This is a genomic window from Ligilactobacillus apodemi DSM 16634 = JCM 16172, from assembly GCF_001434405.1.
In the GTDB taxonomy this organism is placed as follows: Bacteria; Bacillota; Bacilli; order Lactobacillales; family Lactobacillaceae; genus Ligilactobacillus; species Ligilactobacillus apodemi.
The window spans coordinates 592,766-607,876 of sequence record NZ_AZFT01000053.1 but is presented as its reverse complement, the minus strand read 5'-3'; the positions used below and the strand labels follow the sequence as shown (position 1 = coordinate 607,876).

Annotated in this window: 12 protein-coding genes and 1 other RNA gene; 10 read left to right on the top strand and 3 right to left on the bottom strand. The window is 37.2% G+C overall.

The window, feature by feature from the left end; all coding sequences use genetic code 11:
- Positions 1-41: 41 nt before the first annotated feature.
- Complete coding sequence (gene mvk / locus FC32_RS08270) at positions 42-992, bottom strand: mevalonate kinase (protein ID WP_025087434.1); 951 nt, start codon at positions 990-992, stop codon at positions 42-44.
- Positions 993-1,278: 286 nt separating this feature from the next.
- On the opposite strand from mvk, the gene FC32_RS08265 reads away from it, so the two are divergent.
- The 7 genes from FC32_RS08265 to FC32_RS08235 all read left to right on the top strand — a co-directional run bounded on the left by FC32_RS08265 (position 1,279) and on the right by FC32_RS08235 (position 10,386).
- Positions 1,279-4,122 (top strand): helicase C-terminal domain-containing protein, encoded by a 2,844-nt coding sequence (locus tag FC32_RS08265; RefSeq protein ID WP_235804346.1) that lies wholly within the window; start codon positions 1,279-1,281, stop codon positions 4,120-4,122.
- 112 nt (positions 4,123-4,234) lie between these two features.
- Positions 4,235-4,732, top strand: coding sequence for a cell wall elongation regulator TseB-like domain-containing protein (locus FC32_RS08260; RefSeq protein WP_056957383.1), 498 nt, complete (start codon positions 4,235-4,237; stop codon positions 4,730-4,732).
- Between the two features lie 20 nt (positions 4,733-4,752).
- A complete protein-coding gene (locus FC32_RS08255) occupies positions 4,753-5,940 on the top strand; it encodes a pyridoxal phosphate-dependent aminotransferase (RefSeq protein WP_025087433.1) in 1,188 nt (395 codons plus the stop codon).
- Positions 5,941-5,959: 19 nt separating this feature from the next.
- Complete coding sequence (gene asnS / locus FC32_RS08250; RefSeq protein ID WP_025087432.1) at positions 5,960-7,261, top strand: asparagine--tRNA ligase; 1,302 nt, start codon at positions 5,960-5,962, stop codon at positions 7,259-7,261.
- 67 nt (positions 7,262-7,328) lie between these two features.
- Positions 7,329-8,039 carry a DnaD domain-containing protein gene (locus FC32_RS08245; RefSeq protein WP_025087431.1) on the top strand — a complete coding sequence of 237 codons (711 nt, stop codon included), beginning with the start codon at positions 7,329-7,331 and terminating at the stop codon, positions 8,037-8,039.
- 41 nt (positions 8,040-8,080) lie between these two features.
- Entirely contained in the window at positions 8,081-8,719 is a 639-nt protein-coding gene (gene nth / locus FC32_RS08240; RefSeq protein WP_025087430.1) for an endonuclease III, read from the top strand.
- A 395-nt stretch (positions 8,720-9,114) separates the two neighbouring features.
- Positions 9,115-10,386: a cation:dicarboxylate symporter family transporter gene (locus tag FC32_RS08235; RefSeq protein WP_025087429.1), complete on the top strand. Its 1,272-nt coding sequence runs from the start codon at positions 9,115-9,117 to the stop codon at positions 10,384-10,386.
- 219 nt (positions 10,387-10,605) lie between these two features.
- On the opposite strand, the gene FC32_RS08230 is transcribed toward FC32_RS08235, so the two are convergent.
- Both FC32_RS08230 and recU read right to left on the bottom strand, forming a co-directional pair.
- The gene (locus FC32_RS08230) at positions 10,606-12,951 is read right to left on the bottom strand and encodes a PBP1A family penicillin-binding protein (RefSeq protein ID WP_025087428.1); all 2,346 of its coding nucleotides are present in this window, start codon (positions 12,949-12,951) and stop codon (positions 10,606-10,608) included.
- 20 nt (positions 12,952-12,971) lie between these two features.
- A complete protein-coding gene (recU, locus tag FC32_RS08225) occupies positions 12,972-13,574 on the bottom strand; it encodes a Holliday junction resolvase RecU (RefSeq protein ID WP_025087427.1) in 603 nt (200 codons plus the stop codon).
- 100 nt (positions 13,575-13,674) lie between these two features.
- Between recU and FC32_RS08220 the strand changes: the two genes are divergently transcribed.
- The 3 genes from FC32_RS08220 (at position 13,675) to rnpB (ending at position 15,074) form a co-directional block, all read left to right on the top strand.
- Positions 13,675-14,232, top strand: a complete 558-nt coding sequence (locus FC32_RS08220) for an SLOG family protein (protein ID WP_056957382.1) — start codon at positions 13,675-13,677, stop codon at positions 14,230-14,232.
- A gap of 101 nt (positions 14,233-14,333) precedes the next feature.
- The gene (gpsB, locus tag FC32_RS08215) at positions 14,334-14,675 is read left to right on the top strand and encodes a cell division regulator GpsB (RefSeq protein ID WP_025087425.1); all 342 of its coding nucleotides are present in this window, start codon (positions 14,334-14,336) and stop codon (positions 14,673-14,675) included.
- Positions 14,676-14,702: 27 nt separating this feature from the next.
- Positions 14,703-15,074: RNase P RNA component class B (gene rnpB / locus FC32_RS10450), an RNA gene on the top strand.
- Positions 15,075-15,111: the final 37 nt, after the last annotated feature.

The window sequence follows — 15,111 nt, the reverse complement described above, 5'->3', positions numbered from 1 at the left end:
AGCTTCACATTTTTACTTTCAGACTAATATTAGATTAAAAATTAAGCGCCATTTTCGTTTAGTGGTTCGATCCACGAAGAAATAGCGCCATTTTGGCACATCAAGCTAGCTAGTTTACGCGCAGCATTTTTTGTTTTTGCTAAACAAATAAAACAGCCACCACGACCACCGCCAGTTAGTTTAGCGCCAAGTGCACCACTTTTTTTAGCAAGTTTGATCAAGGTATCGACCTTGGGATCACTAACACCTAATTGAGCTAATTTTTCTTGGGCTGCATCAAGTGTTTGTCCTAAACCGACAACATCGTTACCTGCAAGTTGCTTTCGTGCTCGGTAACTAAGTTCACCAAGCGAAGTGATCAATGAACTTGTCTTAGTCGGAAATAGTTCTAGTCGGCGTTTAACTTCAGCAATGGCTTCTGATGTCTGTCCCTTAATGCCACTATCACAAATGACTAAATAAGCAGACAAGTTGATCGGAATCGTATCGATCATTTCATCACGAATCATCCAGATCGGAGTGTCAGAAGCAGTCGTTGCGGCATCAAGCCCACTTGGATTTTTATGAGTATCTTTTTCAGCCACATTAGCTAAAGAAAGCAGTGTGGCTTGATCTAGTGGAAGTCCCAAAAGATCATAAAGCGCACGAATGATCGCAATTGCTACCGATGCTGAAGACCCCATTCCGCGTTCAATCGGTAGGTCACTTACAACTTCTAAAGTAAAGCCAAAAGAAGTCTTATCTTTTAAAATATATGATACTAAATGACTGATTCCTCGCATGAAATGAGGGACTGAATTTAAGGGGCCAGTATAGTATTGACTTACAAGGATTTGTTGTTCATCTGGCCGCAAGGTAATTTTAGCTTTAGTTTGTAAGGTTTTTAGTGGTAACGCAATCGCTGGCTGTTGATAAACAACTGCATGTTCACCGATCAAAATGATCTTAGCGTGACTATTACCAATACCCGTCTTTTTTTGTGTGCTGATCAAAGGAGAGCACCCTTTCTAAATCAAACGATTTTATTTATTAAATTCTCGGTGTGATCAACACCCGATTTTTCGTTATTTCAAATCATAAATCGATTAGAGTTGAAATCAATAATTTATATAATTATACCATATCTAAACGGCATACAAGATAATTAGTGTACCGTATTACGCAATCATTGTAAATTATACTCGTTAAGTGGGGCAGGCTCAACCATACTTTTATTAATATTAGGCAGTAATTGAAAAATTTAGTAATTGTGTCACCTAACATTTAGAGTGTGATAGAATGGGTGACAGAAGATTAATTAAAGTCGGTGATTTTAAAATGGATAAGTCAAAAACTTATGCGGTCGTGGATCTAGAAATGACGTCGCCAGCACTTGATGGAACTGGACGGATCATTCAATTTAGCTGCACGTTTATTGAAAAAGGAAAAATAACGGATACTTTTAACACTTTGATCAATCCACAAATGCCGATCCCACCTGAAGTTCAACGTTTGACGGGTATTAAAAATAGTGATGTCAGCAAGGCGCCTTTATTTATTGATGTTGCCGATACGATTTATGCTTTATTGCAAGATACGGTTTTTGTAGCGCATAACATTATGCAAGACTATCGCTTTTTAAATGCTGAATTTGAGCGGGCCGGTTATCCAGCTTTAGAGCTAAAAGGGGTCGATACTGTCCAATTAGCACAGATATTGTTACCAACACAGCCCTCATATCGTTTAGTTGATCTGGGAAATTATTTAGGGATCAAACACGAAAGACCACATCAAGCAGACAGTGATACGTATGTTACAGCACAGTTATTTTTATTGTTGCAAAAACGTTTAGAATTGCTCCCTGCAAGTGTGTTACAAACATTATGTAGCTTAAGTGATGCTTTACTATATGATACGGCTGAATGTTTCAAAGATGCTTATGAAGCTAAGCGAAAAAAAGCTGAACCGTTACCACGAGATTTGATGAGAGTGGAGAATTTAGTGATCCGTCGCCCACAATTTGCGACAAAACACGGCGAAGCATTGCACTTTCCCACTGAGAAAAAAGAACAGACTGATCTTTTTTCGGGCATAATCGAATGGCGTAAAGAACAAGTCAAAATGATGGAAACGATCGCTAAGTTTTTAAGCTCAAAGACAGAAACTAAGTTATTGATCGAAGCGCCTACAGGAATGGGAAAAACACTGGGATATGTTTTACCGGCTGCGTATGCTTCCACAAATGAGCGTAGGATCGTGATCAGTACAGCGACAACAGCACTACAAAGTCAATTAGCCGAAGAAATTCAGGTAACTTTAAAAAATATTTTGCCATTTGAGTTAGATGTGATCGTTTTGAAAGGAAATGAGCATTATATCGACTTAGATAAATTTTGGCGTTCTTTAAAGCAACCATATAACAAAAATTCGCGGCTATTACAGATGCGTCTAGTCGTTTGGTTACTCCAAACAAAAACAGGTGACCTAGATGAGTTACGTTTGACTAGAAAACAAGACCCCTTATTTGAAAATATTGCTCATACAGGAGTAATGGGGTTAGATGCTGCCAGTCCATTTTATGGGGTGGATTACTTACGTTTAAAAGAAGTTGCTAAAAAAAATGCGTCATTTATGATCACTAATCATGCTTATTTACTGACACATACTGAATATTTTACCGGAAATGATCTAGAATTGATCATTGATGAGGCGCAAAATCTACCGGCAGCAGTAATGCACAATGTTCAACAAGTCTTTGATTTTGATGCGATCAAAATTTTGTGCGATACGTTATTAGTCAAATTAGAATCTAAAATATCGTTTTCTTTTGAACAGCTGATCGAACAAAAATTTACAACCAAAAAGCAATACCATGTTTTGCAAAAGCACCTTCAAGTATTAGACCATGACATGTGGACTTTACGAGCAAATCTTATGCGACGGTTCTTAAGGTTACGTGCTAATGGAATCACAGAACAGGCAATAAGTGAAAAGAAATTTATGGGCTTTTTAAAAGAAAATATGGGGCTGATCACGAAGTTAGCCAAAGCATATACTGGATTTTTAAGTGAAGTTTCAGCTTTGCAAAAGAAATTTTTTAAGGCTGCGGATTCGCAAAAAATTGACCAAACTGCAGTAATGTACTTACTTGACTTTTTCAAATTATCTGAACAGTTGATCAGCCAATTTGAAGCTTGGTCAAAATTAAATTTAGACGATTTAGAGAAAAATACTACTAAACAGCTGATTTGGATCAGTATGGCATCTCAGGAAACGGCTCATTTACGCTTGCATTTTAGTTATTTAGACGGTGGTGAATTCTTAAAGCAACAAGTTTATTCACGCTTTGAACACGTGCTATTTTTGGGGGCTGGTCTGTTTACTAAAAAAACGCGCGAATATACCTTACATCAATTAGATTTACCAGTGACAACGCGTTTGTTGAGTTTTAAAAGTACGTTTGATTATGAGCGACAAGTTTTAGCCATGATCGCCAAAGACGCCCCCAATGTTGGTCAAGCAGATAATGAGAGTTATCTAAATTATTTAGCTCAAACAATTTATCAAATGACCTCGCAAAATCCTTGTCAGACAATGATTTTGTTTAATTCACTGGATGAATTGGAACAGGTGTATGAGAAATTGGCAAATCTAGGGCTAACTAAAGAACGAGAAGTCTTGGCCCAAGGAGTTAATGGAACTCCGGAAAAACTAAAGAAACGTTTCGTGTTAAATCAGGCACAACAAACGATTCTATTAGCAACCGGAACTTTTTTTGAAGGCATTGACCTGCCTGATAAGCTACTGGAATTGCTGATCATCGTTCGGTTGCCGTTTCAAGCACCGACAACCTTGTTTAATCAAGTACGTTACGAGCGGGTTCGTCAAGCAGGGAAAAATCCATTTTCTACTTTGGCATTGCCTGAAGCGGTCTTACGTTTAAAGCAAGGTTTTGGTCGCTTGATTCGTACACCGGCCGATCGTGGTGTTTTTGTATTACTAGATTCACGTATTTTGACCAAACGTTATGGTCAAGAATTTATGCAAATTTTTCCCCCAGAATTAACGCTTCACCAAGTGAAAAGTACTCAATTACCAAGTAAAATTGCTGATTTTTTAAAGAATACAGAAGAAAACTTTTAAATTAAGAGAACCACTTGGTATAATGAACTAGGTTGAGCTCTTGTAAATTTTTAGTATCGTAAGCGGGCTAAAAAATCTGCAAATTGCAAATTTTTATGAAGGAAGAAATTGAATGAGACGAACGACAAGAAAGAAAAATAGACCTAAACGCCGTATCATAACTTTAACGATCCTAGGAATCTGTGCTTTGATCGTTGGTCTGTATGTTCTAGCAACTTCGCCGATACGAAGTGCACGCACACAAGCGGTCCAATTGGCCGAAAAATATGCGAATTTAAAAACAGAAGATAAGTTTTATTACTATAATCGTGATAAAACTTACTATACTGTGGCAGGTACCAATAAAAAGAACCAAAAAATCTATGCTGTGATCGCACAAAATGGTAAAAAGATCAATATTTACCAACAAAGTGAAGGAATCAGCGAAGCTAAGGCAAAAGCGCTCACTAAAAATTCTAGCAAAGTCAAAAAAATTACACATGTTGCTTTAGGGATGTATAAGAATAAACCCGTTTGGGAAGTAAGTTATACAAATGAATATGGTAATTTGTGTTATGATCTGCTTAATTTTAAGGATGGTAAGGTCATTAAAACAATTCAAAATATTTAATATAAGGGGAGTTAGGCAAAATGAAATTTTCAAACCGTGTGCAACAAGTATCACCATCAGTTACTTTGGCGTTATCTGCTAAAGCTAAGAGTTTGCAGAAAAAAGGGTTAGATGTCAAAAATTTGACTGCTGGCGAACCAAATTTCAATACACCAAAACATATCAAACAGGCTGCAATTGCAGCAATTGAAGCCGGAAATTCAGATTTTTATACGCCTGCTTTAGGGATCAAAGAATTACGCGAAGCAATTGCAAAAGTAACAAATGAACAGTATAAGACGAATTATACGTTTGATAATGTGGCTGTAACTGTAGGGGGGAAATTTGCTCTATTTGCAATCGCTCAAGCAATTTTTGATCTTGATGATGAAATCTTGATCCCATTGCCTTATTGGGTAAGTTACAGTGAACAAGTAAAACTAGCCGGGGCAAAACCTGTTTTTGTTTCGCCTAAAGAAGGTCAGTTAAAGGTCAATGTAGCAGAATTAGAGGCAAAACGAACTGCTAAGACGCGTGCAGTCATTATTAATTCACCACAAAATCCTTCAGGAGCTATCTACAGTCGTCAAGAATTAGAAGCAATCGGAAATTGGGCAGTTGAAAATAATATCTGGCTAATTGCTGATGACATGTATAATAAGTTAGTTTATAATGGAAACAGCTTTGTTTCTTTGTTCGAACTTTCAGAGAAGATCAGGAAACAAACGATACTTGTCAACGGATTTTCAAAGACGTATTCTATGACTGGCTGGAGAGTCGGTTATGTCTTAGCGAATAAAGAATTAATTGCCAAATTAAGTGCCGTGGTCGGCCATGCTACGGGCAATTTAGCAGCTGTCAGTCAATATGCCGCTTTAGCCGCTTTAAATTCAGATCAAAGTTGTGTGGAAGAAATGCGTCAGGCTTACGAACAACGCCTGAATGAAATTTATCCCTTGTTAAATGAAATTCCTGGTTTTACCTTACATACAAAACCAGAAGGTGCTTTTTATCTCTTCCCAGATATTAGACAAGCATTAGCTAAAACTGGCTTTGCTGATACGACCAGTTTTGCTGATGCACTTTTGGAAGAAGAATATGTAGCAGTTGTTCCAGGGGAAGCCTTTGGGATGCCAGGATATATTCGGTTGAGCTATGCTGCTTCTTTGAGTGATCTTCGTGAAGCAATGGTACGCTTGAAGAGATTTGTTGAAAAACATAGTAAATAAATTAGGAGGTATTTTTTTAGTGGAAACTATCAGTATTATTAACGCTAAAGATTACGTTGACCAAAAAGTAAGAATCGGAGTTTGGTTAACAAATAAGCGCTCTAGTGGTAAAATTGCCTTTTTACAATTGCGCGACGGTACAGCTTATTTTCAAGGAGTAGTCGTTAAAAATAATGTTTCTGAAGATGTTTTCAAACTTGCAAAAGAAGTAAAACAAGAAGCAAGTATGTATGTCACAGGAACGATCCATGAAGATAAGCGTTCACCATTTGGCTATGAAATCGAAATTGAAGATATTGAACTGGTAGGCCAAAGTGAAGATTACCCAATCACTCCTAAAGAACATGGGACAGACTTTTTGATGGATCATCGTCATTTATGGCTTCGTTCAAAACGCCAATTTGCAATCATGCAAATTAGAAATGAAATGATCCGTGCAACTTATGAATTTTTCAACAAAGAAGGCTTCATCAAGTTAGATGCACCGATCCTTACAGGTAGTGCACCTGAAGGAACAACAGAATTATTCCACACTGAATACTTTGATAAAGATGCCTATCTTTCCCAATCAGGACAATTATATGCTGAAGCAGGTGCGATGGCTTACGGTAAAGTATTTACTTTTGGACCAACTTTTAGAGCTGAAAAATCCAAAACAAGACGTCACTTGATCGAATTTTGGATGATCGAACCAGAAATGGCATTTATGCATCAAGAACAAAGTTTAGAGATCCAAGAACGTTATATTGCTTATTTAGTTCAAAAAGTCTTGGAAAATTGTGACTACGAATTAGATATTTTGGGTCGCGATAAAGAAGTTCTTAAACGTTATACTGAACTACCTTATCCACGGATCTCTTACGATGATGCAATCAAACTTTTACAAGAATCAGGTAAATTCCCTGATGTTAAGTGGGGCGAAGACTTTGGTTCACCTGAGGAAACTTATTTAGCAGAACACTTCAGTAAACCAGTTTTTGTTTTGAACTATCCAAAGGCCATCAAGCCATTTTATATGAAACCACATCCAACTCGTGAAGATTTAGTTGTTTGTGCGGATCTTTTGGCACCTGAAGGTTATGGCGAAATTATTGGTGGTTCAGAACGTGCTACCGATTCAGAATATTTGGCAGAACAAATTACTAAAGCTGGACTTAACAAAGATGACTATGAATGGTATCTTGACTTACGCCGCTATGGTAGTGTGCCACATTCTGGCTTTGGACTTGGTTTGGAACGGGCCGTTACTTGGATCACTGGTGAAGACCATATTCGTGAAGCTATTCCATTCCCACGTTTATTGAACCGTATTTACCCATAAGCAATAATGGGTAAACAGGACATGACCTTTTGTTATGTCCTGTTTTTTATTAAGAGGGTGAAAAAATATGGATGAGATTTTACAACGATATTTAGCAGCTGGTCACATGACCTTGTCTAATCTATTGCTTGAAAATTACCGCAATTTAGGGATGAATGAAGTTGAATTCATACTTTTATTACAAATTATGAGTAAAACTCAACAGGGAAAAGCGATCGATCTAAATGAGATATCGCGTAATATGAAGTTAGATGATAGTCGGTTAGGAAATCTTTTAAGGGGGTTACTTGAAAAAAAGATTTTACAATTAGTTCCGGCTACAGATGCAGCAGGTAGAAAATACGATAAATATGACTTTAGTCTACTTTATGATAGATTAACTATGTTTGAAGAAAAAGAAGTTGTCCAAAAGGTCACAACAGCTAAAAAGGTTACAAAGGAAAATGTTTATCAAGATATTGAAGTTGAATTTGGAAGGCCATTGTCGCCGATTGAGCTTCAAACCATTGATTCATGGTTAAACTTAGATAATTATTCGCCTGAATTGATTTTATTAGCACTAAAAGAGGCTGTGTTAAATCAAGTATATAACTTGAAATATATCGATAAAATTTTGATCAGTTGGGAAAAACAAAATATTAAAACTAGTGCTGATGTGCAACGGAATCGGCAAAAAAGGCGTTTGGAACTTGAAAAAAAGGATACACAACAGCCAACTCAAAAGCGTAATGAAAAGAAGCCACCGATCCCAATGTATGATTGGTCAGAAGAATCATAAAAATGTTGTGTTTTAGGTTACAAGTAAAGAGGTAAAACTTTATGCTTACAAAAGAAGAAACTGTTACAGCAATTGAGGTTATGGGAGAAATATTTCCCAATGCAACGACATCACTCACAAAAACGGATCCTTTTCATTTTATGTTATCCGTTATTTTGAGTGCCCAAGCCACTGATAAGTCAGTAAATTTAGTTACTCCAGCGTTATTTTCCCGGTATAAGACACCACTTGAATTAGCAAATGCAAGTCGAGCTGAGGTCGAAGACTATATCAAAACGATTGGTTTATACCGTAATAAAGCGCGCTTTTTGATCAAATGTTCGCAAGAATTAGTTGCGAATTTCAATGGTGAAGTCCCACAAACGAAAAAAGAGCTAATGAGTCTAAGTGGAGTAGGGCGCAAAACTGCTAATGTTGTTTTAGCGGAATGCTTTGGAATACCTGCTTTTGCAGTGGATACGCACGTGAGTAGGGTGGCTAAAAGATTGGGCATGGTTCCTAAGACAAGTGATGTTTTAGAAATTGAAAAAATATTAATGGAGAAGATCCCACAAGATATGTGGATCAAAGCCCATCATCGTATGATATTTTTTGGTCGCTACCAATGTATGGCACGCAATCCGAAATGTGAAACTTGTCCATTACTAGAAATATGTCCAGAAGGGCAAAGTAGGGTTTGAATTAATAAAATCCGAACTTAATTAATGAAAAAAACATAAAATTAACAAAAATCCAAACAACATAATGAAATTTTAGTAGAAATATGATAAATTAATACATGGCATATAGATTTTAATTGATTGATGTGATCGTGAATGAGCTGTTATTTAGAAGGAAAAACGTTTATATAAAAAAGACAACATGTGGAAATTAATCGTTTAATGGTCTTTTATCAGCTGACATTTATTCAAGTGATTAAAATTAGTTTGCTATTATTTATTCATTGAAGTGGCCTTTTGATGAATAAATAATAATCGAATTAGAGAAAGGAAAACTATGTGTCTTTTTATTTGAAGGAGCAGGCATTTGGTGCAAGCTACTTTAGATTCCACTTACATAGTGATTGATTAATGCTATGAAAAAATTAAAAGTTTATCGTCTTTCGTTAGGCTGGCAAATTATGTTAGGTCTAGTGATCGGGATCATTTTAGGAGTCGTGTTTACCAACGATAAAAAGTTTATCGCCTTTGCCAATGGTCTAGGCTCAACTTTTATCAATATGATCTCAATGATCGTTTTACCGATTGTATTCTCCAGTCTGGTTGTCGGGATCGCCAATATGGGGGATATCAAAAAGTTAGGTCGAATCGGTCTAAAGACGCTGATCTACTTTGAAGTTCTTTCGACGATTGCCTTTATTATTGGGATGGTTGTTTCAAATTTTGCTAAACTAGGCTACATGCTAGATTTGAATAAGCTTTCTCAAGTCGATATTTCTTCATATGTAAAAACGGCAAAACAGGCTTCCCACAGTGGTTTAGGCTCGATTTTAATGTCGATCGTGCCTTCTAACTTTTTTGAGGCCTTAGCTGCTGGCGAAATACTACCAGTGATCTTTTTTTCCTGTCTATTTGGATTAGGGATCGCTGCAATTGGTGAAAAAGGCAAGATTTTATTGCAATTTTTCCAAGCTGTAGCAGAAGTAATGTTTAAAATTACAGGCTGGATCATGCACTTTGCTCCATTTGGAGTTGCAGGCCTAATAGGAGCTACTGTAGCTCAATTAGGGCTTGAATCTTTGAAGCCTTTAGGGTTATTTATTGTAATGTCATACGTGACAATGGCGGTATTTATTCTAGTTATTTTAGGTATCGTTTCACGGATGTTTGATTTTAGGATCTTAGATCAATTGCGAGTTGTAAAAGATGAGCTAGTACTAGCGTTTACGACTGCTAGTTCGGAAGTCACATTACCACGATTAATGGAAAAAACGCAAAAATTGGGAGTTGATCAAGCAATCAGTTCTTTTGTGATTCCAACCGGTTATACCTTTAACTTAGATGGTTCTGCGATCTATCAATCTTTAGCGGCGATCTTTTTGGCACAAGCATATCATATCAACCTCACACTGAGCCAACAGCTGACCTTATTACTTGTTTTGATGATAACATCTAAGGGGATGGCAGGGGTCCCTGGAGCGTCTTTTGTAGTCTTGTTAGCGACAGTTTCTACGATCGGTGTTCCAGTGTCTGGGTTAGCTTTGATCGCTGGAATCGACCGTTTAGTTGATATGGGACGAACTGTTGTTAATGTTGCTGGAAATGTTACGGCAACATTGATCATTGGTAAATCGGAAAATGAATTTGATCAAAAGAAACATGATGATTATGTGGCAACCTTTAAATAGTTATTGTTTTTAAAAGTTTTAGCTATGATTGTTTATAAATAGTAATACCAAAAAATAAATATTTTTAAAGAGCTCGTTACAAATAGTGAAACCTGACTATTGTAACGAGCTTTTTATGAACTAAAAAAGCTGTGTAAAGCTAGAAAACTAGCTTCACACAGCTTATAAGAAAGCCCCCTAAGTATAGAGCTTAAGGGGCTTAGTAATAAGTTTTTAACTTTATTGTGGTGGGTTGCCACCGCCACTACTTGCTTGACTTGCAGCCGAAGAAGATGATTGCGAAGAATTTTCCGCTTGTGATGCTTGTTCAGCGCTGGAAGTATCAACTGGTGGTTGTTGTGACTGCGATGGCACCGTAGAACTACTTGATTCGATCACGGATTGAATTGAAGAACTTTCTGAGTGTGAAGAACTTTCTGAGCTTTCAACAGATGAGCTTGAAGAACTTTCGCTAGAAGAACTAGAGCTCGAAGATGAAGAACTTGAAGACTTAGTAGAAGAACTGCTACTTGATGATGAGCTGACAGCTTCTTTGTAGCCTGCAAGATATAGTTCTTGGACACCATTTACTTCACGGGTATAAACGTTACTTGGACGCTTCCAATCAGTATTGGACTTGCCTTGTGAGAGATAAGTCATAATACTCTTATACATTAGCGAAGCAATCGCAATCGAGCTACTATCTAGATAATTACCCGACTGGTACGGGTGATCATAGCCGACCCAAACGGAAACAGAATAGTTCTTAGTGTAACCATCAAACCAGGAATCCATCGCTGCATTGGATGGGAACTGATCGGCTACATCTGAAGGATAAGCGTTAGTACCAGTTTTACCAGCTTGGTATAATCCGCTGATATTAGCCTTTGTACCTGTTCCGTTTGGTGAAGTGATAACTTGTTTGAGCATATCGGTGATCATGTAAGCTGTTGAAGACTTCATGACTTGTTTACCAGAACTTGAGTATTCTTTACGTTCGCCATCACCGGTAACGATCGCACTGATATATTGTGGGGTGTAGTAAGTACCACCATTAGCAAAAGCAGCGTAAGCAGCTGCATTTTGTAAGGTCGATGATGGTAATCCGATCCCATTTTGATATTCAAGTGTCTTATTATAGTTAAAGCCAAGCTTAGAAATAAAGTTTTGGGCCTTAGTGATACCTACAGCAGATAATGCTCTAATCGCTGGAATATTACGTGATTCGATCAACGCTTCCCGCATTGTCATGGTACCTTTATATTGTTTATCGAAGTCATATAAATTGATGTTTGTTCCAGGATAGACATAACTTGTATCTTCTAAAGTATGGTAAGTTGACCAGTTTAGGTATTCGATCGCTGGTGCATAATCCATTAATGGCTTTGCAGTCGAGCCGTTGGTGCGATCAGTTTGGACTGCTCGATTCAGTCCGAAAGTAACGTCACCAGTCTTCCTCCCACCTAACATTGCGACGACATTACCGTTATTTGGATCAATTACTGTCGTAGCAACTTGTAATTTATCATCTGGGAAAGAAAGATATTCATCAGTGTTAGCGATATTGTAGATCCGCTTTTGAACCGACATATCTAAGTTAGTGTAGATTTGAAGACTATCTTTATATGGATCATAGCCTTTCTTCTTAGCTTCTGCGATAACTTGCTTGATGTATGCATCAGCAATTTTTTCAGTCGTAGAAGTTGATTTTTTATTAGAACTTTGGCTAACTAAACCGTCTGTGACACTTTCTTTTTTAGCAGCGGCAGCTTGTGCTTTGGTGATTTTTTTATTTGCCACCATTGCATTTAAAACTTCGTCACGTCGTTGCTTAGCTAGTTTAGGGCTAGTGTATGGGTTGTACGAAGACGGAGCGTTAGGTAAGCCAGCGATCAAAGCTGTTTGCGCTAAAGTTAGCTTATCTAAAGTTTTGCCATAATAATATTTGGCAGCTGTCTGCATGCCGTAACAACCTTCACCCATATATACTTTATTGACGTAGAAAGTTAAGATCTGGTTTTTAGTATATTTACGGTCTAAGTTGATCGCGAGCCAAGCTTCTTGGGCTTTACGCTTTAAAGTTTGGTCGGAAGATTTAGTTGAAAAATAGGAGAGCTTGATCAACTGTTGGTCAAGGGTACTCCCACCTTGTAAACCAGAAGAACCGGTAGCATTAGAAAAAGCAGCCGAAATAATTCTCAATGGGTCGACCCCATGGTGTTTATAGAAGCGCCGATCTTCTATCGAAACTATGGCATCTTTTAATTGTTGCGGAATGTTTTTTTCAGAGACATAGGTCCGATTTTCGGTCCCTAATGACATGACTTTTTTACCGTTTGAGTCATAAATAACAGTTGAACCGGTACTTTGCAACTTTTGTTCGCTCAATTTAGGGGCGGTCCTTGCATAAGCAAAAAAGACTGTAGCTCCAGCAATAAGTGCGATAAAGAAGCAAGCGATAAGTGATAATAAAATTTTTAGCCATAATGGCTTTTTCTTCTTTGAACGAGAGTTGCCACTACGTTTATTTCTTGAGCGGCTATTTTTAGAACCCTGTGTTCGCGAGTTTTTAGGATTGTTGTCCATTATGTTACTCCTTTATTAAATTATTTATTGATCAAGCGATCAACGTATTTTAAATATGGAATACGGGGTTGAAGTTCATAAGCGATCTCAAACCCATCTTGTGCAATAACTTCTTTGGGAATTGATTTACGTCCGTTATTTTGGCGATCCCAATAGTAAAATAAGGTTTCTGACGGCATTAAAAAAATTTGAGCATCGGCTACAAACTTTACGATCGTAAAACAAATACCATCCTGTTTGCAACAAGCTTTCATATGATTGATCTGATGCTCGTGGAAATTACTGAGAGGAAAAGAAGTTTTATTTTTAGTTTCTTTAGCCTCAAAGTCAATATATTTACCCTGATAGACCCCATTATAGTCAGTAGTTGAAGCCTGCTTAAAATAGGCTTTTTTGATTACTGCAGCGCTACGCTTAGGATAAAAAACATCTACGATTTGGACTGGGGTGGGCTTTTTATGAATGACAGCAATTCCAGATTCAAGATAGTACTTATTACTTTCATTTATTTCGTCTTCTAAAGACATTCCGCGTTTCCCGTAGACGATATTTTTAGTACGTTTAGTATTACTTGAACCGATTTTTTTGAGATATGATTTGCCATTTGGATAGTGAATTGCCATAGATAAATATCACGCTCCTACCCGACTAATTATACCAATTAGAATAGCAGTTGGCAAAGTTTGCGAAGATTTGAGATATAATAAGAAAAGAGGTGAGAAAATGCGTTTATGGATAACAGGTTATCGTAGTTATGAGCTAGGGATATTTAAAAATGATGATCCTAAAATCGATGTGTTGAAGTATTGTTTACGAAAAGTATTTGAACGAAAAGCTGATGAAGGGTTGGAATGGATCATTTCTGGTGGACAACTCGGGATCGAACAATGGGCGTTAACAGAAGCGGTTGAGTTTACTAAGGAATTTATGGGGATAAAAACAGCATTAATGTATCCGTATGCCGAATTTTCAAAAAATTGGCAAGAAGAAAAGCAATTAAAGTTGCTACAATTAGAGCAACAAGTAGATTTTTTTGCCAATGTTAGTAAAACGCCATATACCTCACCCGCACAGTTAAAAAATTACCAACAATTTATGTTAGCCCATACTGATCAAGCAGTCATGATCTATGACCCAGAGTATCCTGGAAAAACAAAATATGATTATGATATCGTCAAAAAATATCAAGAAAAACATGCCTATCAATTAGAGTTGGTCGATATGTATCAACTGCAAGACGAAGCGCAACAGTACTTAGAAAATAAACATACAATGGATTAAAAATTTAAATTTTAAAATATTATTTACAAACATCTACTAAAGATGATATAATGAATTCGTTATGAGTTAGGTTCCTAATATGTAAATGAGGTGCAGTTTCGATGGAAAATGTAAATCTTACGCCTAAGGACATCGTAAATAAAAACTTTGCTAAGGGCCTTCGTGGGTACGATCAAAATGAAGTTGATGAATTTTTAGATCAAGTTATTCAAGATTATGAAACTTATGCTAAAGAGACACAACGTTTACAAATGGAAAATGATCGTTTAGTAAGTAAAGTTGATGAATTAACAAAACAACTTGAAGTTGGTTCTTCAGGCCAGACGACTCGTCAAACCTCAAATATGACCAACATGGATGTTTTAAAACGATTGTCTAATTTGGAACGGCATGTTTTTGGTGCTCAACTTAATGATGATAACGATCGTAGTAATCGTTTCTAATAAGATTTGTTAATAATTAATTGTGTAGTTTTCTGGTAATCGCGGTCTATTTTAGATAGGCTGAGGAAAGTCCAAGCTTGCACAGGCTGAGATGCTTGTAGTGATCGTGCTTGCTGAAAAAATAAGGCAAGGTACCATTATGGTAACGGCGGATAAAAAGGCTAAAGTCTTATGACCATGTCTGAGTAGTCCTGAAAAGTGCCACAGTGACGAAGCAGTAGTGGAAACATTACTGGTGGAACGCGGTAAACCCCGCGAGCAGGTAACCCAAACTTTGGTAGGGGCGCTTCATGACGGAAATGAACTAATCATGGGGGCGAGTTTAATAACTCGGAGATAGATGATTACCACCGATTTTAGCTCCTGGGCTAAATGACGTACAGAACGTGGCTTATAGAGGACTACATAACAGGAATGACTAGGATGGAAGGAGTAC